22 protein-coding genes and 1 riboswitch are annotated in these 24,756 nt (G+C 37.0%); of the genes, 16 read left to right on the forward strand and 6 right to left on the reverse strand.

All coding sequences use genetic code 11. The features are described from left to right. The first annotated feature begins 262 nt into the window (after positions 1-262). Positions 263-2,020, forward strand: coding sequence for a putative bifunctional diguanylate cyclase/phosphodiesterase (locus ACFSFW_RS11400; protein ID WP_388038284.1), 1,758 nt, complete (start codon positions 263-265; stop codon positions 2,018-2,020). 75 nt (positions 2,021-2,095) lie between these two features. On the opposite strand, the gene ACFSFW_RS11405 is transcribed toward ACFSFW_RS11400, so the two are convergent. From ACFSFW_RS11405 to ACFSFW_RS11415, 3 genes are all read right to left on the reverse strand, one after another. Then, a complete protein-coding gene (locus tag ACFSFW_RS11405) occupies positions 2,096-2,989 on the reverse strand; it encodes a cation diffusion facilitator family transporter (RefSeq protein WP_388038286.1) in 894 nt (297 codons plus the stop codon). 265 nt (positions 2,990-3,254) lie between these two features. Further along, the gene (gene bcaP, locus ACFSFW_RS11410) at positions 3,255-4,646 is read right to left on the reverse strand and encodes a branched-chain amino acid transporter BcaP (protein WP_304214993.1); all 1,392 of its coding nucleotides are present in this window, start codon (positions 4,644-4,646) and stop codon (positions 3,255-3,257) included. Between the two features lie 114 nt (positions 4,647-4,760). Then, the gene (locus ACFSFW_RS11415; RefSeq protein WP_304214991.1) at positions 4,761-5,867 is read right to left on the reverse strand and encodes a CdaR family transcriptional regulator; all 1,107 of its coding nucleotides are present in this window, start codon (positions 5,865-5,867) and stop codon (positions 4,761-4,763) included. A gap of 148 nt (positions 5,868-6,015) precedes the next feature. On the opposite strand from ACFSFW_RS11415, the gene ACFSFW_RS11420 reads away from it, so the two are divergent. From ACFSFW_RS11420 to ACFSFW_RS11475, 12 genes are all read left to right on the forward strand, one after another. Beyond that, entirely contained in the window at positions 6,016-7,185 is a 1,170-nt protein-coding gene (locus ACFSFW_RS11420; protein ID WP_304215444.1) for a glycerate kinase, read from the forward strand. Further along, positions 7,163-8,272: a 2-keto-3-deoxygluconate permease gene (locus tag ACFSFW_RS11425; RefSeq protein WP_304214989.1), complete on the forward strand. Its 1,110-nt coding sequence runs from the start codon at positions 7,163-7,165 to the stop codon at positions 8,270-8,272. The genes ACFSFW_RS11420 and ACFSFW_RS11425 overlap by 23 nt, the downstream gene beginning before the upstream one ends. Positions 8,273-8,351: 79 nt before the next feature. Beyond that, the gene (gene larA, locus ACFSFW_RS11430) at positions 8,352-9,620 is read left to right on the forward strand and encodes a nickel-dependent lactate racemase (RefSeq protein WP_304214987.1); all 1,269 of its coding nucleotides are present in this window, start codon (positions 8,352-8,354) and stop codon (positions 9,618-9,620) included. Between the two features lie 48 nt (positions 9,621-9,668). Beyond that, the gene (locus tag ACFSFW_RS11435) at positions 9,669-9,968 is read left to right on the forward strand and encodes a UxaA family hydrolase (protein WP_304214985.1); all 300 of its coding nucleotides are present in this window, start codon (positions 9,669-9,671) and stop codon (positions 9,966-9,968) included. A gap of 13 nt (positions 9,969-9,981) precedes the next feature. Beyond that, the gene (locus tag ACFSFW_RS11440; protein ID WP_304215442.1) at positions 9,982-11,130 is read left to right on the forward strand and encodes a UxaA family hydrolase; all 1,149 of its coding nucleotides are present in this window, start codon (positions 9,982-9,984) and stop codon (positions 11,128-11,130) included. Between the two features lie 149 nt (positions 11,131-11,279). Continuing rightward, positions 11,280-11,461, forward strand: a riboswitch (Lysine riboswitch). A 99-nt stretch (positions 11,462-11,560) separates the two neighbouring features. Beyond that, entirely contained in the window at positions 11,561-12,397 is an 837-nt protein-coding gene (locus ACFSFW_RS11445; RefSeq protein ID WP_388038291.1) for a transporter substrate-binding domain-containing protein, read from the forward strand. Positions 12,398-12,462: 65 nt separating this feature from the next. Further along, the gene (locus tag ACFSFW_RS11450) at positions 12,463-13,209 is read left to right on the forward strand and encodes an amino acid ABC transporter permease (protein WP_304214981.1); all 747 of its coding nucleotides are present in this window, start codon (positions 12,463-12,465) and stop codon (positions 13,207-13,209) included. 18 nt (positions 13,210-13,227) lie between these two features. Further along, the gene (locus ACFSFW_RS11455) at positions 13,228-13,971 is read left to right on the forward strand and encodes an amino acid ABC transporter ATP-binding protein (RefSeq protein WP_099363901.1); all 744 of its coding nucleotides are present in this window, start codon (positions 13,228-13,230) and stop codon (positions 13,969-13,971) included. A 268-nt stretch (positions 13,972-14,239) separates the two neighbouring features. Continuing rightward, entirely contained in the window at positions 14,240-14,605 is a 366-nt protein-coding gene (locus tag ACFSFW_RS11460; protein WP_099354449.1) for a Na-translocating system protein MpsC family protein, read from the forward strand. Positions 14,606-14,756: 151 nt separating this feature from the next. After that, complete coding sequence (locus ACFSFW_RS11465; RefSeq protein WP_304214976.1) at positions 14,757-16,259, forward strand: NADH dehydrogenase subunit 5; 1,503 nt, start codon at positions 14,757-14,759, stop codon at positions 16,257-16,259. Between the two features lie 26 nt (positions 16,260-16,285). Continuing rightward, on the forward strand, positions 16,286-18,913 hold the full coding sequence (locus ACFSFW_RS11470) for a DUF2309 domain-containing protein (RefSeq protein ID WP_388038295.1): 2,628 nt from the start codon (positions 16,286-16,288) through the stop codon (positions 18,911-18,913). Positions 18,914-18,975: 62 nt separating this feature from the next. Next, positions 18,976-19,479, forward strand: coding sequence for a carbonic anhydrase (locus tag ACFSFW_RS11475; RefSeq protein ID WP_388038297.1), 504 nt, complete (start codon positions 18,976-18,978; stop codon positions 19,477-19,479). A gap of 105 nt (positions 19,480-19,584) precedes the next feature. Here the strand turns inward: ACFSFW_RS11475 and yidC are convergent, their stop codons facing one another. Together yidC and ACFSFW_RS11485 are read right to left on the reverse strand one after the other, a co-directional pair. Further along, positions 19,585-20,376: a membrane protein insertase YidC gene (yidC, locus tag ACFSFW_RS11480; RefSeq protein WP_388038299.1), complete on the reverse strand. Its 792-nt coding sequence runs from the start codon at positions 20,374-20,376 to the stop codon at positions 19,585-19,587. A gap of 22 nt (positions 20,377-20,398) precedes the next feature. Further along, positions 20,399-20,695 (reverse strand): hypothetical protein, encoded by a 297-nt coding sequence (locus ACFSFW_RS11485; RefSeq protein ID WP_304214971.1) that lies wholly within the window; start codon positions 20,693-20,695, stop codon positions 20,399-20,401. Between the two features lie 312 nt (positions 20,696-21,007). Here ACFSFW_RS11485 and ACFSFW_RS11490 point away from each other — a divergent pair, with 312 nt between their 5' ends. From ACFSFW_RS11490 to ACFSFW_RS11500, 3 genes are all read left to right on the forward strand, one after another. Beyond that, entirely contained in the window at positions 21,008-21,415 is a 408-nt protein-coding gene (locus ACFSFW_RS11490) for a GNAT family N-acetyltransferase (protein ID WP_388038302.1), read from the forward strand. Positions 21,416-21,789: 374 nt separating this feature from the next. Next, positions 21,790-22,587, forward strand: coding sequence for a hypothetical protein (locus tag ACFSFW_RS11495; protein WP_388038305.1), 798 nt, complete (start codon positions 21,790-21,792; stop codon positions 22,585-22,587). Between the two features lie 783 nt (positions 22,588-23,370). After that, positions 23,371-23,826 carry a hypothetical protein gene (locus tag ACFSFW_RS11500; RefSeq protein WP_388038307.1) on the forward strand — a complete coding sequence of 152 codons (456 nt, stop codon included), beginning with the start codon at positions 23,371-23,373 and terminating at the stop codon, positions 23,824-23,826. 173 nt (positions 23,827-23,999) lie between these two features. Here the strand turns inward: ACFSFW_RS11500 and ACFSFW_RS11505 are convergent, their stop codons facing one another. Then, positions 24,000-24,449: a S1 domain-containing RNA-binding protein gene (locus tag ACFSFW_RS11505; protein WP_304219525.1), complete on the reverse strand. Its 450-nt coding sequence runs from the start codon at positions 24,447-24,449 to the stop codon at positions 24,000-24,002. Positions 24,450-24,756: the final 307 nt, after the last annotated feature.

Consider the following 24,756-nt stretch of genomic DNA (forward strand, 5'->3'; position numbering starts at 1 on the left):
AAACTATTTTATCGTCTAAAAAAATTTAGAAATTTCGTTTGAGAAAGAGTGAGCCTTTTAAGGTTCACTCTTGTTAACGATATTAAGTTTTCTATATTCATTCGATTGTAAAATATCTCGAATTCAAGAATCTTTAAATTGACGCAAAACCTGTGTGGATGCTAATATAAAATTATTCAAGAAAGTTCACACTTACATATTTAGCCTTTACTACTGCTAGGTATTAAAAATTGTAATTGTAAACTTAAAGGAGTTTAAAAAAATGGAAAACATACATCATACTCTAGATTACTCTGATAAATCCATAAGCTCTAAATTAGCAAAACAAATAGAAGAGGAACAAAACGAAAAATATAGATTGATAGCTGAAAATACAACTGATTTAATTAGTCTCATTGAAGTAGACGGTACTTTCCAATACGCATCTCCATCCTTTGAAGCTATATTAAAATATGACTTATCTTCCATCCGACATCTTAATCTATTTGATATGATTCATCCAGATGATCAAGCGATGGTTAACAAGGAAATAAGGATCTTTTGCAAGAGGAAAAAAACAGTTAGACATATAGAAATTCGTATCCGTGATCACAAAGGGGATTATATTGATATAGAGGCCAGTTTTAGTGTCATTGATAAATCATCATTTTCAAAAAATGATTTAATTCTTGTGGTCATGCGTGATATTCGATTCAGAAAGATATTCGAACAAAAAATATATCATTTGGCTTTTCATGACTCATTAACAAATCTGCCGAATCGACGTTCTTTTATGAATGAGTTAAATAGGGAAATTCTTGACAGGAAACATAGAGCCGTGTCGACTAAAATGTCCGTCCTATTTATTGATCTAGATAATTTTAAATCGATTAACGATCAGTGGGGCCATGATGTAGGTGATCAAGTATTAATTGAAGCTGCAAGAAATATAAAGGACGCGATACGTCCAAGCGATCTAGTAGGTCGTGTTGGCGGGGATGAATTTATTGTATTGTTAAGGGATATTAAAGATGAAGAGGATTTAAAAAAATATGTTACTCGAATTCTAACGAAATTTAACTCTCCACTCTCAATTTCAGGGCAGGAGTATATCATGACATGCAGCATTGGAGTCGCTACTTATCCAAACGACGGTGATACATCGAGGGAACTGATTAAGAATGCAGATGATGCCCTTTATAATGTTAAAAGTAAAGGGAAAAATCATTATTTACTCTTTAATAGTAAAATTAAAAATGAATCATTAGAACGTAGGTTGCTAGAAAATGCATTGAGAATGGCTATAAAAGAAGAACAGTTTTATCTGGAATACCAACCAAAACTAAATCTCTCTACCCGAACATTAATTGGGATGGAGGCTTTAGTTAGATGGAAACATCCTGAGTTAGGTACCATTCCACCTGGTAAATTTATATCTTTGGCTGAAGAAACTGGTTTAATTGTGCCATTAGGGGAATGGATCTTGCGGGAAAGCTGTAGGCAAATGAAAAAATGGCAAGAAAAAGGGTATCATTCATTGGTTATTTCAGTTAATGTATCCATCCGACAGCTTGAGGATGTTAATTTTATCAATTCGGTCAAGAAAATATTGAAGGAAACAGATTTAGACCCAAAATGGCTCGAAATGGAAGTAACAGAAAGTGTTTTTATGGATGTTAATGATGCTGCGTCCATCCTTGAGGAAATCCGCCAGTTGGGAATTCAAATTTCAATTGATGATTTCGGAACTGGATATAGTTCGCTCAGTTACCTTAAGCACCTTCCAATTGATACTTTAAAGGTGGACGCTTCATTCATTAAAGATATCCATGTGAATGAAGAAAGCAGGGCAATTGTGAAATCCGTTTTAACGTTGGCAACAACTTTAGGTTTAAATGTAATTGCAGAAGGAATCGAAATACAGGAACACGTCAATGAACTCAACAAAGATGGTTTATTATTTGGACAAGGTTTTTACTTTAGCAAACCATTGAATAGTCAAGCATTTGAAGAGTACCTATTAAAAGGACTAAACATGTAACGTGATTCACTGTTCCACGACACTAAGAAAAGAAGTAAATTCAAAATGAATTTACTTCTTTTCTTTAAAAGTATCTTATTCAATCATCATTAACTTGTCATTTCCAATTGGCTCCACATGGACATGAACATCGTGAACATTATATTGGTTCATCAACATTACCTCCACATTAGAAGCTATTTCATGTGCCTCGGTAATATCTAAATTATTTGGAACAGAGATTACAACATCTACAGTATTGCTATTTCCATATGTTCTTCCTTTAATATCTTTTACTTCTAATACTCCCTTTACATTCAAGATTGTCTGTTTATACTCTTCTAACGCATGTATATCGAAGCCATCCGTTAAGTAATGTGAGGATTCTCTAAAAATATCCCACCCTGTCTTACATATCAATAATCCAACAACTAATGCTGCCACTGGATCGAGCCAGGGTATGCCGAATTGAGAAGCTAAAATACCAATTGCCGTCCCTATACTAACCCATGCATCCGAGAGGTTGTCTTTAGCTGCAGCCATAACGGCATGACTTTTTACTTTTGTCGCTAAATTTTTATTATAGCGGTAGACAAAGATCATAATAATTGCGGAAAAAAATCCTGTCCAAGCTGCTATCATATCAGGCGATTCAGCTTTGCCATTAAATACAGAAGTAGCTGCACCGTATAAAACCTGAAGACCTACAGCTATCATTATGATGGCGGCGATTAACGATGCAACAGATTCAGCCTTCCAATGGCCATAGGGGTGATCTTCATCTGCTGGTTTTTGAGAAAGTCTTAATCCAATTAATACGGCAATAGAGGCAATTATGTCAGTTGTATTATTTAAACCATCGGCTTTCAGCGCTTCTGAACCTGCTATATAACCAACGACTAGTTTTAAACATGATAAAAGTATGTAAACGGCAATACTTAAAATTGCACCACGTTCCCCTAACTTTAAATCTTGATACCTCTGTTCCATTTATCTTCCTCCGATAATTAGCATTGAAATTTATTGTACCAAAGGGGTTTCGAGTTAGTCTACGGCAACGTTTTTGTGCGAAAACAATAAAATACAGGTTAGGCAAAAGTTTTGAGAGAGGGAAACTTTTGTGGTGAAATGATTGATATATCAGTATAATATATTCACCTATTAATTTGTTCCTTTTGTATAATGCTTAGGAACGAATTTTTACAACAAAAAAAGAGCATACGTTATGACAACTTATGCTCTCTTCTTGTATTTCTTATTCTTTATTCATTACGCTATGCTTTTTACCATAGACAAAATAGAAAAGTAATCCAAATACAAACCAAACACCACATGCAATCCAAGTAAAGACAGAGAGCTGGGTCATTAAGAATAAACACAATAAGAATGAAAGAATCGGTAAGATTGGATAGAACGGTACTTTAAACCCATTGGATGGGAGACTCTTATTTTTTCTTAAGTAAAGAATACCAATTGAGACAACTGTAAATGCAAGTAATGTTCCCATATTTACTAGTTCTGCTAGCTTAGATAACGGAATGAAGCCAGCACAAAAAGCTACAATTGATGCAAATACCCATGTGTTTTTAACGGGTGTTTTATGTTTTTTACTAAGTTCATACATACTTTTCGGCAGCAATCCATCACGGCCAAACGCGTAAAGAAGTCTAGTTCCTCCGTATGACATAACGAGTATCACTGTCATCATCCCGACAACAGCCCCGAGTGAAATAACACCAGCCACCCAATCTTGATGAACGATTTGCATCACGTAGCTAACTGGATCACTTACATTTAGCTTTGTGTAAGAAACCATCCCAGTCAAAACAAGGGAAACAGCTCCATAAAGAATTGTACAAATAAATAATGAACCAATAATTCCTATTGGCATATTACGTTGTGGGTTCTTTACCTCTTCAGCAGCTGACGAAACAGCATCGAACCCAAGATAAGCAAAGAAAACAAGGGCTGCCCCACTTATCACGCCATTCATTCCGAAGGGCAAGAATGGTTGCCAATTAGCAGGCTCTACATAAAAAATACCTACTCCAATAAATAAGAGAATAACACCTACTTTAATAAATACCATAATCATATTAATCTTTGTAGATTCTCTTATTCCGAGTGTTAATAAATAAGCAGTGGCAAATATAATGACTATAGCCGGTATATTTATATAGGTTCCATCTGCTGGATTAAAAGAACCAGAAATGGCCTTTGGAATGGTAATATTAAAACCTTCTAATAAAGCACTTAAATAGGCAGACCAACCAGTTGCAACTGCTGCAACGGCCAAGCCATATTCTAATAGTAAAGCCCATCCAACTAACCAAGCGACTACTTCTCCAAATACAACGTAAACATACGTATATGCACTACCCGTTACTGGTACGGATGAGGAAAATTCTGAATAGCACAAAGCTGCCAATGCGCAGACTATCGCAGCAATAATAAATGAAAAAACGATACCTGGTCCTGCGTGCCCCGCGGCAACTGTCCCAGGAAGAATGAATATACCAGTTCCTACAATGGCACCCACTCCAAGAAGCATTAAATCAAAGGCACCTAATGTTTGCGGTAGCTGGATATCTCCGTTTTTTTTCAATAACTCTCCGAGATCTTTTTTCCTGAATAATATATCTTTCATGCTAACCCTCATTTTTTGAAAATATGTACAAATTCTATATGTATATGAATAAAAGGTCAATCGTTTTTGTCGAATTACCAATATTTTTGTCGAATTATAAAAGCTCTCCACCTTTCACTGCGGGGGAGAGCTAGTTCCATTATGTAGCCAAATGACCATTTGCAATAGAAAGGCATCATGAAAGTTTTGTGGGTCATAGCCGCTTTCTGTTTTTATTTTGTTGAGACGGTAAATGAGAGTGTTGCGATGAATGTAAAGTTTTTTCGCAGTTTCCTTTATATTTAAATTAGAGTCAAAGAATGCCTGAAGCGTTTCTAAATGATTAATAAGGTCACCCTTACTTTCTAGTATTCTATCGGAAAACTGTTTTGCTAGCTTTGGATTAATTTGGTGAACGAGTGCCTTCGGTTCAATGTCGGTATAGGAAATGATCTTTTGTTCAGGTTTACTGATGGCTAAGGCAATTTCACATTCATGATAACCCTGATTAATGTGTAGAAGGTCGTGAATGAGTGGAGAAAATGCTAATCGAACGTGAACCTTCATTTTTTCAAATTCTTTACAAAGGGATGTTAATTTCTTTTTTGCACCTTCGTGTGTTACCCCAGTTAATAGCACCAGTAATTTATTTCCATGAACAAATCCTGCCAACACCTCTCCTTTTTCAACCACTTCTTCTGTGTTTTTAATAAGCAAGTGACTCGAAAGAGAATAATCAAATATCTCAATTAAGCTAACGACGAAAGGACCAGTAAGCTTCATATTAAGTAGGCTAAGCCAGCGTTCAATATTAATTGTGTTCGGTTTCTCCTTCAAAAGTTCTTCGATAATTGTTTCTTTTGTTTTTTGGCGCCATTCCGTTTGGGAAGCCATGTAAGCTTGCTTAATCATTAATTCGGCCATCATTTTAACAAGGCCTCCACGGTCTCCTATTATGTGGGGCTCCCCCGTAATTCCGATGACTCCGACAACCTCATCATGAAAATGAATGGGTAAGTTAGTTCCTTGCTGTGTTCCACGAAGTTGGCCTTGATTTTCAGATGTAATTTCAAGTGCCTTTCCAGTTTTAACAACTTCTAATGCACCTTCGTGGATCCAATCTAGACGAGAGGGGTCACTCGTTGCAATAATAACTCCTTCTTCATTCATGATATTAATATTCAGGTTCATGACCTTCGAAGTTTCTTTTACTAACATCTCAGCAATTTCCCTAGTAATCATTTAATTCTCCTTTTGGTTATTGAAAACAAAAAATCATTCGAATTTATATAATTATTTGTATTCTACATATAAAGAAGAATTGAAGCAAGTACATTATAATTAAATAAACAGAATATTGTAAGCGTTTCCTAAAGGGGAGGGATATAAGATAAAGATCATAATTGCGCCAGATTCCTTTAAGGGCAGTGTAACTGCAATGGAAGCGGCCTTATCAATTGAAAAGGGAATAAAAAATGCCTATCCGAATGCAGAAACAAAGTTAATACCTGTGGCGGATGGGGGAGAAGGAACGATGGAGAATCTCGTTTCTTCGACGAAAGGACATAAAGTTTCAGTGACTGTAACAGGTCCCCTTGGTAAACCAATCGAAGCATCTTTCGGGGTGCTAGGTGATAACGAGACATGCATTATAGAAATGGCTAGTGCATCTGGTTTGGATTTAATTAGTCGTTCTGAGCGTGACCCTCTTACTGCAACGACGTTTGGTACAGGGGAATTAATTAAGAAAGCGCTTGATGATGGGTATCGAAATTTTGTCTTAGCCATTGGTGGGTCTGCCACAAATGATGGTGGTGTTGGGATGCTACAGGCTCTTGGTATGCAAATTCTAGACAAGTCAGGAAAGGAAATTGACTTTGGTGGAGGTGCATTAAATCAAATTCATGAAGTACTTATAGATCAATTTGATAAACGGATCCAAGAAAGTCATTTTTTAATTGCCTCTGATGTGGAAAATCCACTCGTGGGTGAAAAGGGAGCTTCTCATGTGTTTGGACCACAAAAAGGAGCTACAGATGAGATGGTTAGAGTTCTAGACGAAAATCTTACTCATTGGGGCAATGTAGTGGAACAAGTAACGGGGATCCGGTTGCATGAAAGACCGGGAGCTGGGGCTGCAGGAGGAATAGGCGGAGCCTTTCAAGCATTTTTCCCATCCACTATGAAAAGAGGGGTAGATGTCGTTATTGAATACTCCAAGCTCGAAGAACATCTTAAAGGGGCTGACCTTGTCATTACAGGGGAAGGGCAGGTAGATTTTCAAACAGCTTATGGAAAAACTCCCATGGGGGTTGCCCAAACAGCAAAGAAGCTTAATATTCCAACGATCATTATCGCGGGTTCCATTGGTGAAAGAATTCAAACATTATATCAATACGGAATTATAGGGGTATTTAGCATAATAAATCGTCCAATAAACTTAGACGAAGCGATGAAAGAATCAAAAAAATTGTTAGAACTTACAGCTGAGCAAGTAAGCCGAACTTATTTTTTCAATAAAGAGGGGGTAAATGGGAATGAAAATCAAGCAAACAATTGAGAAAGTACCAGGTGGATTGATGGTTGTACCTTTAATGTTAGGGGCGTTATTTAATACAGTCGATCAAATGCACATCCCAGCAGTTATGAGTGCTTTAAAATCTTTAGGAGTTGCTCCAACTGCTGATGGTTATTATGAGTTTCTACGTATTGGCGGATTCTCTGAACAATTATTTAAAAATGGTGCATTAACATTAATTGCATTATTCCTTTTTTGCGCAGGTAGCCAGATGAATCTTCGAGTCGGTGGGATTGCCTTGAAAAAAGGTGTATTGCTGACAACATCAAAATATTTAACTGGGCTTGCTGTTGGATTATTGTTTGGATTCTTTTTTGATCCAATGAATGGTTTTCTTGGTTTATCGACATTGGCAATTATTGCGGCTATGACTAATGGAAATGGCGGTATGTACGCTGCCTTGACAGGTCAATATGGAAACAGGTCTGATGTTGGTGCAGTATCTGTCTTATCATTGAATGATGGACCGTTTTTCACATTAATGTCATTAGGTCTATTAGGTTCTAAATTCCCGATTATTGCTTTTATCGCTGTTTTATTACCAATCGCTTTAGGAATGATTCTTGGAAATCTTGACCCAGAGATTCGTGAATTTTTGGCACCAGGAGAAATCTTACCAGTTCCATTCTTTGCATTTGCACTTGGTGCAGGAATGAACTTTATGACATTCTTCAACCCTAGCGTTGTTGGCGCTGGATTGCTGCTAGGAATTATGACGACCGTATTAACAGCATTTACGGGTATTCTCGTGTTTAAGTTGTTTAAAGAAAAAAGTCAAATTGCCCCAGTGGCTGAAGCGTCTACAGCGGGTAATGCTGTAGGAACACCGGCAGCTATTGCAGCTGCAGCTGTTGTTGCATCTGGTGCTGGTATGATGACCGCTGCTGAAGCCCAGGCCTATCAGGATATTGCGAACGTGGCTACGATGCAAATTTCAATTTCTACATTAACGACAGCCATTCTGTGTCCAATCGCTGTTATACTAATGGATAAATACCAAAGAAGTAAAGGCATTGATGCAAAACTGGAAAATCCCGGAGCGCCAAAAGATCCTGGAGTCCCAGTATAAAAACAAGCTCCACCCCTGGCCAATTGAGGCTAGGGGTGGTTATTTATTAAATACATCATGAGTTAAAAAGGAGAAAAACATGCAAACAACATTACTTTACGGAAAAGACAATTTAACAATTAATGTACCGGATGATGCTCTTATTTTAGAACCACAAAACCCCTCAGGTCTTGAGGATGAAATGGGAGCATTACAAGAGGCTCTCAAAAATCCAATTGGATCACCTCCTCTAGCAGAAATGGTGAAAGCAACCGATAAAGTTGCTATCGTCATTAGTGACATTACACGGCCAACGCCTAATGAAAAACTTGTTCCGGCTTTAATTAAGGAATTAAACCATGTTCCGCTTGAAAACTTTGTGATTATTAATGGAACGGGAACGCATCGTGATCAAACGGAGGAAGAGTTCGTTCAAATGCTAGGGCAATGGGTTGTTGACAACGTTCGGATTATTAATAATCGTTGTCATGATAAGGAAACACTTGTCAAAGTAGGGCATAGTAAATTTGGTTGTGACGTTTATTTAAATAAAGAATATGTTGAAGCAGATTTTCGAATCGTAACCGGTTTTATCGAGCCTCACTTTTTTGCTGGCTTTTCAGGTGGACCAAAAGGAATCATGCCAGGGATTGCAGGGATTGAAACCATCATGACTTTTCATAATGCACGGATGATTGGTGATCCGCTAGCAACATGGGGAAATATGGTGAATAACCCTCTTCAGGAGATGACAAGGGAAATTAACATGATGTGTAAACCGCATTTTATGCTGAATGTCACTTTGAATCGTGATAAGCAGATTACAAATGTGTTTGCTGGGGAATTAATTGCCGCCCATGACAAAGGTTGTGAGTATGCAAAAGAACACGCAATGACGAAATGTGAACAGCGCTTTGATGTCGTCATAACTTCAAATTCTGGTTATCCACTCGATCAGAATCTGTACCAGGCTGTAAAAGGTATGAGTGCTGCTCATAAAATTGTGAAAAAAGGGGGAGCGATCATTGTCGCTTCAGAATGTTCAGATGGGCTTCCAAGCCATGGGAATTACGGAGATATCTTAAAAATGGCCAAGTCTCCACAAGAAATCCTAGACATGATCAATGACCCAGAGTTTAAAACATTTGACCAGTGGCAAGTGCAAAAGCAGGCTGTTATTCAAGTATGGGCGGATGTGTATGTGTATTCACTACTTACAGATGAACAAGTGACACAGGCAATGTTGAAGCCAACACATAATATTGAACAAACGTTAGAACAGCTTAAAGAGAAGTATGGAGAAGACATGTCTATAGCGGTACTACCGTTAGGGCCATTAACGATTCCGTATGTCGATTCTGAGGATTAAAAAACCTAATGCGATTTAACACCTTTCAAAATAGAGGAGGGCTGAGTCATGTCTCAAAGTTTTTCAGCTGTATTAATGAATGAGAGAGATAATGTTGCGACCGTTTTAGTAGATTTAGAGGCTAAAATCATTGTTACTGCTTCGTATGGTGATAGGAAAATTGATGTAAAACTCTTACACTCAATTCCCTTTGGGCACAAATTTGCCGTTGATTCTATTAAAAAGGGTGAAAAGATTTATAAATATGGTGAAATCATAGGTGTTGCTTCATGTGATATTGAGATAGGAGAGCATGTCCATGTACACAATCTTGAAGGAACACGTGGTAGGGGGGATATAAGTGGATAATCAAGAATATTTTATGGGGTATAGACGTCCAGATGGAAAAGTTGGGGTTCGTAATCATGTATTGATTCTTCCAACTATCACCTGTGCGACACAAGCTGCATACCAAGTTACCCAGCTTGTGCATGGGACAGTTAGTTTTATTCATCAACATGGCTGTACACAGGTTGGAGTGGATTATGATCAAACCTTCCGAACCTATGTAGGTGTAGGCCTTAATCCAAATGTGTATGGTGTAGTCGTGTTAGGTTTAGGCTGTGAAACACATCAAGCAAGAAGTGTCGCAGAAGAGATTGCTAAAAGTGGAAAGCCGGTTGAGACTGTTTCCATACAAGAAAATGGAGGTACCTTGCAAACAATCGCTAACGCAGCCAAAATTGCTGCACAGATGGTTCAGGATGCCTCTGCAATTATGAGAGAGCCTTGTCATGTCAGTGAATTGATCATTGGAACGGAATGCGGTGGTTCAGATGCATGCTCAGGTCTATCTGCAAACCCAGCAGTTGGCCATGTGAGTGATTTAATTGTAAAAGCAGGAGGAACCGCAATTCTTGCCGAAACTACTGAATTAATCGGCGCTGAACATTTACTTGCTAACCGAGCGGTTGATGATCGTACCGTAGAAAGAGTATATGAAAAAATTAAGCAGGCAGAAGGTCGAGCGCTTATGATGGGGATTGATATCCGCACAGGTAATCCTACGCCTGGAAATATCGCTGGAGGACTAAGTTCACTTGAGGAAAAGTCACTTGGAGCAGCTACAAAGTCTGGCACAAGTCCGCTTCAAGAACTAATTGACTATGCAGACATTCCAACTAAAAAGGGGCTTGTCTGGATGGATACTCCAGGGCAGGACATTGAACAACTTACAGGAATGGTCGCGGGAGGTGCACAGGTAGTCCTCTTTACAACTGGTCGTGGTACGCCGACGGGGTCGCCAATTGCTCCTGTTATTAAAATTTCAACAAATACCCCCATGTTTAATAGTATGAGAGATAATATGGATTTGAATGCAGGAACCATTATTGAAGGAAAAGAAACGGTTCAATCAGTTGGACAATCGATCTTTGATGAGATTAAATCAGTCTCGTCCGGAAAACTAACAAAATCAGAAATTTTGAAGCAAAACGACTTTGGTATATGGAGAATTGGACCAACCTTTTAATCTTTTGTTTTATTAGGATTTATGTGTTTTCATGCGACGGGTAGTTTCTGGCTAGTGCGAATTACTAGATATTGCTAATGAATAGTGGTTGACGGATAGATAGATATTATTGTAGTATAAAAAATAACTAAATAAGGCCTCACTTTTACTAGTGAGGTAGAGGCGCGATATTTAACAGTCTTTAGTGGAGTTTGAGGAAACAGTGATGCTAGGGAGAAGGAAATATCGCCGAAGTTTGTAATATCCTCAGTATTACATGCTGGGTCTGTAGTTAAGAGCTGCAGGACTGTCTCAATAAACCCCCAGTTTATTGAGTTGTGCTATCTCATTTGAGATAAAAGAGAGGACCTTAGGGCAAATTTACTGCGACCTGAGTATATCTCAGGTCGTTTTTTTGTCGAAATTTATAAAAATACGGAGGAGATACAACATGAGAAGCAAATTAACATTATTTCTTGTATTACTAATTTCTAGCATTCTATTATTAGCGGGGTGTGGAACAAGTACTAGTTCGGATACTGGGTCATCAGAAGATAATACCTTTAAGGTAGGTCTTGAAGCTGGATATGCACCGTTTAACTGGACTCAAAACGATGATTCCAATGGTGCAGTAAAAATAGATGGTTCTGCAGAGTATGCAGGTGGATATGATGTAGAAATTGCAAAAAAAGTAGCTGAAGGTTTAGGTAAAGAATTAGTGATTGTTAAAACAGAGTGGGATGGTCTTGTACCAGCTTTAACATCAGGTAAAATTGATGCAATCATAGCTGGTATGTCACCAACAGCAGAACGAAAAGAAACAATCGACTTTTCGGATAATTACTATACTTCAAATTTAGTTATGGTTGTGAAAAAAGGCAGCACTTATGAAGGTGCTACTTCTATCCAAGACTTTAACGGAGCAAAAGTTACGGCTCAATTAAATACATTCCACTATACAGTAATAGACCAAATTGAAGGTGTCGAAAAGAAAACGGCGATGGACAACTTCCCAGCAATGCGAGTAGCTCTTGAATCAGGAATGATTGATGGTTACGTTTCAGAACGTCCAGAGGGTACTAGTGCTTCATCTGCTAATGAAAACTTTGTAATGGTTGAATTTGAAGAAGGATTTGAAACATCAGAAGATGATACAGCAATTGCTGTCGGACTTCAAAAGGGTAGCGAATTAACAGAAAAAATAAATGAAACTTTAGCAGGTATTTCAGAAGAAGAACGTACAAGCATTATGGATTCGGCTATTCAAAATCAACCAGCAGCAGAATAAAAAATACAGGGAACCGACTGTATATCAACATGCAGTCGGTTTTATAGGGCAAAGGAGGAGAAACAATGAGTTTTGAGTGGGTCATTAAAATTATCATCGAAAACTGGCCAATGTTCCTTCGTGGTGCGGGTTTAACACTTTTGATCGCTCTTATCGGGACGATCTTTGGGGCAATGATTGGATTGCTGGCAGGAGTTGTCCGTACAATACCAATGCCTGAACGTGGAATGAATAAACTAATATTAAAAGTCATTAATGCCATCCTCTCCATCTATATTGAATTCTTCCGTGGAACACCGATGATTGTACAAGCGATGGTTATTTATTATGGTTCTGCGTTAGCATTTGGGATAGATATGAATGTTTTTGTTGCAGCGATCATTGTTGTCTCGATTAATACAGGCGCTTATATGGCTGAGTATGTTCGTGGTGGGATTGTCTCGATTGATAAGGGACAATTTGAAGCAGCACATGCGATTGGAATGAATCATTTCCAAACGATGTGGAACGTTGTATTGCCACAGGTTATCCGTAATATTCTACCTGCAACAGGTAATCAATTTGTGATTAATATTAAAGATACCTCCGTTCTTAACGTGATTTCAGTTACAGAATTATATTTCGTGACAAAATCGATATCAGGCAATAATTTTAGATATTTTGAATCGTTTTTCGTAGCATGTATGATTTATTTTGTGATGACCTTTATTGTTACAAGAATCCTACTATACTTTGAAAGAAAATTAGATGGCTCTGATAACTATACGATGATTGGAAACGATCGCCCCATACAAGTTAATCAACAACAATAGGAAGAAGGAGGAGAGAACATGGAAAAGATTATTGATATTCAACACTTAAGCAAATCCTTTGGCACTCATGAAGTACTAAGAGATATTGATTTCTCGGTGAATAAAGGAGAAGTTGTCTCCATCATCGGTTCCTCCGGATCTGGTAAATCAACTCTTCTTCGTTGTGTTAATCTATTAGAAAGACCTAGCGGTGGGCAAATTATCTATCAAGGTGAAAATATTTTGGATAACAAGCATGATGTCGCTACCTACCGAAGACATTTAGGAATGGTCTTCCAACAATTTAATTTATTTAATAATCATAATGTCCTAAGCAATTGTGTAGTAGGGCAACTAAAAGTATTGAAACGCACAAAGGAAGAAGCGGAAAGAGTAGCGATGAAATACTTGAAGGTCGTTGGCATGGATAAATACATTAACGCCAAGCCAAAGCAATTATCTGGTGGGCAAAAGCAACGAGTAGCGATTGCAAGAGCACTTTCGATGGAACCAGATGTCATGTTATTTGATGAGCCAACATCAGCACTTGATCCAGAAATGGTAGGAGAAGTCCTAAAAGTCATGAAGGAACTTGCCGAATCCGGTCTTACGATGTTAATCGTAACGCACGAAATGGAATTTGCAAAAGAAGTATCGGATCGAGTCGTATTTATGGATAAGGGAGTTATTGCTGAAGAAGGAAGTCCAGAGCACATCTTCAATAACCCAACACAAGCGCGTACGAGGGAATTCCTAAAACGTACAATCGTACAAGCCTATTAAAAAAATAAATAGAATCAATCATCTGTCAATTTAATATTGACAAGTTGACCATTTTCAATTAAATTATTAGTTAGATTAATAACCGAGTGATATTATTTACCTTCTGAATGATAATAAAGAGCTTTAGCATTTTATTAATGTAGAATTGGTAGAATGAAGAAGCAATCTTTTTGTATTTAGAAGTACAGAATAAGACAAATCGGTATATTTTTAGACTTAGAGGGAATAGTCTGGAAATATACCGATTTTTTGCTTAGGGGGAAGTTTCTTGAAAAAAACAAAAGGGTCTATCGAAGCAGAAATTAGCAAAGCGATTACTCATTGGGAAAAGGATTTTCTGGGTCGTGGGTCTGTTTCCGTTAAAACAGATATTCTCCGTGATATGATAATCGTTTATTTACAAGGTATATTAACTCCTGCGGAATATGCTGTTTGTCAAACAAAGGATGGCATGCTATCAATTAAACATACTCGGTCCGGGTTAGTTGAATCTGGTTTAGATGGTTTAAAAGAAATCATTTTATCCATAACTGGAGAAGAAGTTAAAAGCTTTCATACTGATTTAAGTACTCGTACTGGAGAACGAGTTATCGTATTTAAGTTGTTTAATGATCTAGAGAAAGAATTAGTTTAGGGAGATTTTTAAAAGACTTTATTAGTCAGTTAAAAATAAACCGAGAACTAGTATCAGTGGTTACTACTGCTGGTACTAGCTCTCGGTTTTTTTATTTAATAGCTTTATTTTTACTATTTTAGTTCGGTCCATTTTGACGGAGGGAAGTTTTATGATTTCGAATAGCATATCCATACTACTTACCTTATTTTTTATCGCACTTTTTTTAGCTATGGTAAGTGGATTCGTATTTTTGTCCAAACGGGTACCCTTGAGGTATGTGCGGATACACATAGGGATTATTTCATTGCCCGCTTTGGTATCATTATTGATTCTTTTAATGAACGATATGAATCACAATGTCGGCCCCTTGCACTTGGATTCTTTAGCTTGGCTTATGTCATGTTTTGTTCTTACGATAGGCATTGTCATCCAACGCTTTTCTATAAGGTATTTACAAGGAGATCGTTCTTACCGGAAATACTTTGCATTCTTCACACTCATTACAGGTACGGCTTCTGTTTCCTGGTTAAGTGATGACCTTCGATTGATGGTCGGCTGTTGGGGAATCACTCTTATAGGGTTAACGATTCTTATTAGTCTAAAGAGGGAGTGGAAGGTAACGAGAGTAGCAACAAGACTTTCTGTTCAGGTATTTGCAGGTAGTTGGTTGGCTCTTCTTTTTGCGATCATTTGGCTTTCTCAAATTACAGGCAGCTGGAAGCTATCTCTCATCTTGACTCATGAAAGTCTGACACATATAGGTACATGGGAAAAGACAGGAATAAATCTATTGTTAATTTTGGCTGTAATCATTCCAGCAGCTCAATGGCCATTTCAAAAATGGTTAATTGAATCTGTTGTTGCTCCTACACCCGTTTCTGCAATCATGCATGCTGGAATTGTAAATGCGGGCGGAATTATCCTAACACGATTCTCACCGTTGTTTAACGGGGATAAAGCTCAAATTTTATTACTCGTCCTCTCCATTATTTCTGTCTTAATCGGTAGTGGAATAAGTTTGGTACAGGTTGATTATAAACGTCAATTGGTGGGTTCTACAATTGCGCAGATGGGTTTTATGCTGATTCAATGTGCATTAGGTGCTTATTCAGCAGCCATTATTCACCTTATATTTCATGGTATTTTTAAGGCTACTCTTTTTTTACAAGCTGGTTCGGCAATACGCCGGATTGAAGTCTCTTCTAATGTGACTAAAAGATCGTCCATTTTATGGATTTTCGCTGGTTATGGATTAGGTTTACTTACGGGGATTGCCTATTGGAGGATGTCTTCTAGTGGTCCTTATGACATTGTGACTGCTTTGATAGTAGGGTGGTCCTTATCATTTTCTTGGATGCAGTTGGTTGTTTTTTGTAAAGGAAGAATTGATAGATTGGCCGGTCTTTTCCTTTTGGGCGGATCAGCAACAGTCTACTTTCTTTTACATAGCTTTTTCAAAGAATGGTTATATACACCCGTTTTTCAAAGTCTTCAACTACCTATGCCAATCGTGTTCATTGTCGTTTGTCTATTGATATTTGGTAGTGTAATAGGCGCGCTCGCTTCTCGTTATCCTGCTTCTCCTTTTTTCTCTGTGCTTTTTCTTTGGTTAATAAAGTTTGGAGAAGGTGAAGCAAAGTCTACCGAAAGTCATCCAAGCTATCATAAATAAATCACTTTTATAAGGAGGTTGTTGGTGTGACGGTATCCTCTACATTACAAAAAGAAGTAAACATACAAATGGATCAACAAAAAGAAATCGATACAGTGATTGATATAAAAACGTTAGTTTCTTCAGCAAGTAGAGTAATAGCACCACTTGGACCTATTTCAACATTTGCGGCTCGTCATCCCTGGGTGGGACTGGAAGATTTAACATTTGAAGATGTTGCTAACTGGTTAAAAACCACCCGAAATGTAGAAATATACCCTAGTACTTCAATGATCCAATCGGCTAAAAATCACGGAGAAATTGATGTAGTTTTTTTAGAAAATGGCTTGCAGCGTTGGCTAAACTCACATTCTTTTAAAATCCCTCGGAAAGAGGCTGAACGTTTTTGTCGAGTTTCTCTAGAATTGGATTCGATGTCTACAAATCCTTCATCATCAATAGAGGTAAAAAAATTTATAGAAAATACAAAAAAGCGAAATATAGAACTTTCCAAGAATATTCCGATACAGCCCTTAAGCATGTATATAGAGCACAAGAATGGTGGGAATGTAACGGAAGTGCTAGATCATCATGTGATTAAATGGTGTAAGTTATATCTGGATGAATCTCAGGCAGGCTGGTCAATGCCGAAGCATAAAGAGGGATTTTATCGAACCTGGCAAAGACTTATCCAGCATGACCCTGCATTAAGTAAAAACCAACGTAAAATGTTTAGAAACTGGCCACAAGATGCAGATACGGCTTTGGAAGTCGTATTATCTGCTTTTAAAATTCCTCAATCAGAGATGCAAAATTACCTTGAAGGACATTTGCTATCTTTGCCTGGTTGGGCAGGGATGATGCTTTGGCGTTCTCAACAATCTCAACATGAACAATCACTTTTAGTAGAATATTTAGCCGTTCGAATTTCTATGGAATGGGCTCTAGTGAGTCCTTACCTACCTTTACACATAAATAGCGTAGAGAAAAAAGTTCAACTTGATTCACTTATAAAAGCTTGGATTCAGTATGGAGGGCTAACAATCGAGAAATGGTTGAGGATGTCTACTACACAACAAGAAGAATATTTGACATTTGCCTACACGTTTAATGAAAAGATTCGAAAAAAATTGTGGCTTGAGGCTTGGGAACAAACATATACAGATCAATTGAAAAAGAAAATCTTTGCTAAACAACAAGTGAACAATGAAACGAATTCTGCATTAGCCCAATTTGCGTTTTGTATAGATGTCCGTTCAGAAACCTTTAGACGGTATTTAGAGAAAGAAGGGCCTTTTGAAACATTTGGTGTCGCTGGTTTCTTCGGATTACCAATTGAAACACGTGAACTTGATTGTAAACATACCCATGCCTCTTTGCCCGTCATGCATAGGCCAAAACATAAAATAGAAGAAAGATTGGATACAAATGAATTAACGCAATATCAACAACGTAAACAAGCGTTAGACTCTGTAGCGTATACGTTTAAAACGATGAAACAGAATGCACTTCCAAGCTTACTTTTACCAGAGGTAAGTGGACCATGGCTTATGATTCAAACGCTGAGCCGTAGTTTTCTATCCCGAAAAGCGGGACATTTCATACGTAATCTTCGAGAATCATGGTTACGGAAACCAGAAACAAATCTCACACTTCAATCTGTTCAGAACAATGAATCTGAGATTTCAGTCGGTTTTTCTAAGGAAGATCAAGTCAATTATGTTCGTCAAACACTTAAGATGATGGGGCTGACTAAAAACTTCGCACCATTAATTGTGATTTGTGGACACGGAAGTCGGAGTACAAACAATCCGTACGCAGCTTCTCTTGATTGTGGTGCTTGCGGTGGAGCGTCAGGAGCGTTCAATGCTAGAGTTCTTGCAAATTTGTGCAACATGTCAGAGGTAAGAAACGCACTTTTATCCGAAGGCATTGAAATTCCAGATGAGACGGTGTTCGTTGCAGCTGAGCATAATACAACTGTAAATGAATTGAAATGGGTTTATGTTCCCGAATTATCAAGGCAAGCTCAGGAATCGTTTGATTGTATTGAGGAAGTCTTACCTAACGTAAGTCATCAAGCAAATGCAGAATGTATATCACAATTACCAACTATCGACACTTATTGTAAAAATCCAAAGGCAGAGGCTCATCGGATAGCAGAAGATTGGAGTGAAATACGTCCTGAATGGGGGTTGGCTCGTAATGCAGCTTTTATTATAGGAAAGAGAGAGCTGACCCATCATTGTGATTTAGAAGGAAGAGTTTTTCTTCATAATTATGATTGGGAGCAGGATCAAGATGGAGAGATTCTCGCAAATATCATTGCTGGGCCAGGAACCGTAGCCCAATGGATTAACTTACAGTATTATGCATCTACCGTTGCACCACACTTCTATGGGAGTGGGAATAAAGGAACACAAACGATAACCTCCGGACTCGGTGTCATGCAAGGTGTTGCAAGTGACTTATTACCCGGACTTCCTTGGCAGTCTGTGATGAAATCCGATGAAGAGGCTTATCACGCTCCTCTTCGTTTGCAAATTGTCATCCAAGCACCGAGAGAGTATGTGAATAGATTATTAGAAAATGATGATGTGTTTAATCGAAAAGTTCAAAATGGATGGGTTAGGCTTGCATGCGTTACTCCCCAATACGAATGGGAAAACTATTAAACTAGAATATTTTATGAAGCTACTGATTCTAAACAACTTATTAAGATGAAAGGGTGTGCTGTATGGATAAAACAAGAAAAAAAACATTATTTATAACGGACATGGAATCTGGATTGGAGCCTATTTTACAAGAAGAGACGAACGTCCAACCTGAAAATATGTTAATGATACAAAGCTATGGGCCAATCATTTCTCACCCTTTTGGAGAAATAATGAGATCAATCATCCTTGCCATCTATCAGGAAAATGTTGAGGAGATATTTGTAGTTGGTACTACTGGCAAGAGGAACGTTTTAGATGATGCCCAAAGCCAACTGAAATTTACATCAGTAAATAAAAATATGAATGATAAGCTAAAAACAGTAGAGTATCTTTTTAAAAATGTGAACCCAGAATTCGTTGATGCTAGTGTAAGTGACTGGTTAGAGGGAAGTAGAAATGTCGCGGAAAGTATCGAAAAGAGTGTTGAAAAAATTCGCCATCATCCATTAGTACCATCTGATGTTAAAATTCATAGCTTAGTGGTAAATAAATATGTAGAAGTCGCAACTGTTAATCAACAATAAGACCTTAATTAGGCAATTACGATACCTTCTATTAGAATTAAAAAGGGCCAGACCCCGGCGGAAAGTGGTGTTACCGCTGGGGTCAGGCCCTATTTTTTTATTTGTTTACATTTGTTTATTTTCTACGACCGGCTCGAGCTTTTGGTTTCGATAAAGGCGATAACCAATAAATGACTGGATTGTCAGAAAAATACCACCTACTGTCCAGTAAAGTGGCAGTGCAGCTGGAGCATTATATGAAATGACAACAATCATGATGGGTGATAATAATCCCATAAATTTCATTTGTTGTTGTTGGCTTTGCGCCATATTTAACTGTGAGATTCTAAATTGAGTGTAATAAATGACACCCGCAATAATGGTTAACAGTAAATCGGGTTGTCCTAGACTAAACCATAAAAAAGTGTGGTGAGTGATTTCTGCTGAGCCACGAATGGCATAATAAAGTCCAGTTAAAATAGGCATTTGAATGAGAAGTGGCAAACACCCCATATTAAGTGGGTTAATTCCATGCTTTCGATAAAGCCCCATCAATTCAGTTTGCAATTCTTGCTTCTTTTTCGGATCTGTTTCAGTCTTGATTTTTTCCTGAATCTTTTCCATTTCTGGCTTAAGTAATCCCATCTTTTCTTTCATCACCGATTGATTTTTATACTGTTTTAACATGGATGGCATCATAATCAATCGAATTAATATAGTGACAATAATAATAGCCACTCCGTAACTACCATCAAACGTATTTGCGATAAAATTTATGAGGTTTGTTATAGGTTCCACTAAAAAGTTGTGGAAAAACCCTTCATTACCCTCACTTGACTGAATTCCACATCCAGAAAGGAATGCAGTGAGGATAGATAATAGGACAATGAGTTTAGTAAAAGTGTGATTCTGTTTCATATTTCCTCCTAAAAAGTTAGACTTAACTGTTAAGATAGAAGGAAACAACACCATCAGAATCATCACTTGTAGCCATTTTATTACGGATCGACTTTGTAATTCTCCTCGAGATAAAGTACTGAATTAAAAGACTCCTGTTACCATCAAAGCACTTATCTTCACAATTCTGCTTATCTGTAAAATTGGAAAACGGTGAACCAAAACCAATATGAACCCTTTGTGTAGTCAGCATCAGTAACGTTAGCCCGATACAAATACTAATGTTAAGTGCCATATGGGTGTACATTTCCGGATCAAGTAAAAATAAATCAAACAACAAAGGATTCTCACCTCTCAATTTCGTTAGCGAATACTTTTACTATACATGAATACAGTTAATCTCACAAAATTAAATTATGGAAGTGAGGGCATCACAGAATGAGTAGTTTGATTCAGATGTCGTATTGTGGTGCCCTAAACTATTATTCACTACATATTTAACTGTCACTGTCAATGCCTCTTACTGCATCTACCTTGGCAGGAACTGTTCTACTAAGTAAACGGGTGCGTTATCCAAGAAGGATTATCGCCTATTATAATAGAAGTTAATGAACTAACGGTTTGAAATGAGAAAAAAATTCAGGAGGTATATATGGTGAAAAATATAAATTATACGACAGAACCCCCTATTAACTTTGACCGATTACTAACCCTATATGAATCTTTAGGATGGAATTCACTTAAATTAACAAGTAATGATTTGGAACGGATGTGCAATCAAAGTTGGTACGCCATTTACGCATTTGATGAAAAACAATTAGTGGGTATGGGACGTGTTATTTCAGATGGTGTAATTACTGGAGTAGTTTGTGGATTATGTGTTCTACCAAGCTATCAATCCGAAGGAATCGGCAAAGAAATGGTGAATCGAATAATTCACCATTGTGAGCAAAATCGGGTAATTCCTCAACTAATGTGTGTGGAAAGTTTGGAACCATATTATGAAACCTTTGGGTTCAAAAAATTCACCATTGGTATGTCAAAAAATATAAATAGATAGATTAACTTTCTTCTTTAACGAGTGCGTTGATCCAAGAAGGATTAACCACCCTTTTTGTTGAATTCTTTATTGAACAAACGAAGCAGAATAGTTGAATAAGAAAAACTATGATTTTGTGTTGAAGTAGTAAAAATGAAGTCAAGGAGAGGAGATGATCCAACAATAGAATCTGGGTTACCACCTTTATGATTGCTAAGGACTTTATTCCAAGAGACGGGAAACTAGTTGCAGTCTAATAGTAAGGTAAAAATATTTGGGTTTCTATACAGTTGTATAAAATATGAAAAAATATAAAATATTTCCAAAATGCTACTTTGTACCTATTTTTACCAAAAACCAAAAGTGCTAGAATCGAAATTAAAGAGGGAATATTAATGAAAAAAATCAGAAAATTAGGTTTATTATCAACTTTATCTATCACTCTTCTAGGCTTCACTCTAGCACCAGTAGGGGTAAAAGCAGAGGAAATAGTTGTTGAGGAAGTCGAAGATTACAGCGATCCATATACTGTAGATGAGACAGTTGTGAATCAAAATTATATTGAAGAAGAAGCTGTGGTTGATAAGTCTTTTGTAGGTACAACCACCCAGTCAGGAGGATTTACGTTAACTCCAACAAATCCTATTGATGGTGGGGTAAGTACCAACGCATATAATTTTGATTGTGGATGCGGTGGATCGTATGGTAGCCCACTTAGAATTAAAACTAGTACAGTAGATTTATATGGTACACCAATTGAATATGGATTCGTAAATGGCCAATTTGTAGTTATGAAAAGACCAGACTTATACTACTATATACAAAACGCTACTCAATCGCATTTTAATATGGTAACAGGTAAGTTTGCTCAAACGTGGGCAACAGGCTTCGGAACGTTTGTTGTGTTTAAAGGAGTAGATAAAATCCCTTACATGGCAAGGTTATTTGATAGGTATAACTATTCAAAACCATATAACTTTGGAGATTATGCAAAAACTGTTGCTTCGTGGCAGCTTCAAAGCTATATTCCGGGTTGGGCAAAAGTCATAACTACCGGCGTACCATCTGCAGGTACGAAACAAGTATTAGTTTATGTATCAACATCGGGTAAAAACGGAACGTGGCACAAGAGAATATTATTTACAATTACACCAAATAAGACAGTAAGCTATTCTAAATCGTATGCAAATTAAAAAATAACTTTAAAGCAAAGGAAGACTTCAAACTATGACTATATTAAGTGCTTTGCTTGTTGTAATTGTGTTTTATCTATTTAGATATTTTTTTGATTCAAATTATAAGAATAAAACAAAAAAGGAAGTTGTTATTGATATTGTAATTACTACTATATTAATCTATGTTGTATCCCTAATCATTTCTTATTTTACATAACTAGAAAGGAGCCAAACTAGGTTAAATATAAGGAAGCATTAATTTCAAGACGATTCCAATTGGAGTCGTCTTTGTTGATTATTTCAAGTCAACAATTTTTGAAATCGAATGTTGAAACTGATATAAAATCAAACCAAAAATTAGATTGTATGATAGCAAATTTAGAGTTTATGGTAGTTGCCCAATAATTGCAAATTCGTTAGCGGAGCTGTTGGAACACTTTATTAAAAGTTAAGGGTGAAAGTTGTTATTGGCTTCAAGATGAATTTATATTTGAGGAAATGCTTATGATAAATGAACACTATTGCTTATAAAGGACTATACATATTAGACATATCTAAAATGTGTAGTCCTTTTAATATCAACCATTTTGACGCCCAACCTAAATATATCATTGGTTATACCCCTATATGCGCGATAATGATAATGACTGTATGGTTGGTGAGTAAGTCCCTAGAACGGGCGAGAGTCTAAGAGCAGAGCCGCCATAAGGGCAGCTTTTTCTTGTTGTACTAACGGAGCAGGTTAGTTTAAGAAGGGGGATAGTCTTTTTTTTATAATGAATTGGTTAAGGGGATGATATGTTGAAAAAGTTATTAGTAGTGTTATCAATTATTTTTATTATTGGACTTATTTCTATTTTAATTATTAACAATAATAAACAAACTCAAGAGTCACCAAAAATATTAACCGAATTACAGGATAACGGCATTGTTGATGGTAAAAGAGAATTTATTTTCAGTCTTGAGAATGTAGGCAAAAATGAGGCGGAATTACAATTCCTCACTTGGTTGGAATATAATTACTCCTTAGATTATTTGACTGACCAAGATGTAGTTTCTCTCGATGGAACAACAGAACATATAGATTTGAACGAGGGAAATGACGAGGCAAGGAAATTATTATTAAAACCAAATGAACGAATTGAATATAGGTTGCATTTAAGTGGCTATCCAAAGGGAAAATATGAAATTACTCTATCCCCAGCAGTAGAGAGTTATGACATAGGACTTCAAAGGATGGAATTCGTCATTGAGTAGCGTATGGAAGAAATTCGACGAACGGGTGCTTTAGTAAAAATAAAAACCTCAATTTTATCTTTGTATCTCATAGATAAAATTGGGGTTTTTATGATTGGCAAATTCTTAACGTTGTAAATCTGCACCATCCTGATGCTACCCCTATATGATCTTAATGACAAAACAAATCTAGTTTATCCGCGTCTACCGCCTCTACCACCACGCTTTGATTCGGTGCTACGTTTGAGTGTTGATAAATTTTCTTCACTAGCCTTTAAAAAACTTGTCATTTTATCTTCAAAACTTTCTTTTGGTTTGAAATTTCCTTTAGAACGAAAATCTTTGGAATGGCCGTTTGGTCTTCCTGGTCGCGATGGACGTTTTGAATAAGTGGAGGTTTGTTCTTTGGGTTTTTCTATAGCTTTTTTGATGGATAAAGCAATTTTCCCTTCCTTCTCACTAATCACTTTTACTTCAACCTGATCGCCTACTTTGAGATGGTCATTAACGTCTTTTACATAGCTATCCGCTACTTCGCTGATATGCACAAGACCTGTTACTCCTTCTGGTAATTCAACGAATGCTCCAAAATTAGTGATGCCTGTTACTTTACCTTGTACCTTACTTCCAACTTCTACTGCCATAAAAAAATATTCCTCCTCAATAATGTTACCAACGCTTCATTATAGCAAATTGAGAAATAATATCTATTGGATTTATTTTGCTTTTATTTTTCTAAGAGAAAGCATAGGAAATCGGATTTACAACGCTAAGCATTTTGATACAAGTCTTATGAGACATTACGAAGTCTTACTTAAAGGTGATTTGATTATGTATCAATAGACTTTACTCTATTGATATTGTAAAAGAATGTACTTAAAGTAAAAGGTGCTTTAGTCAAACAGCCAATGTTATAAAATGGAACTTCCTAATTTGTGGAGGTTCCATTTT

The organism is Ferdinandcohnia salidurans, assembly GCF_042680725.1.
GTDB lineage: Bacteria > Bacillota > Bacilli > Bacillales > Bacillaceae_L > Ferdinandcohnia > Ferdinandcohnia salidurans.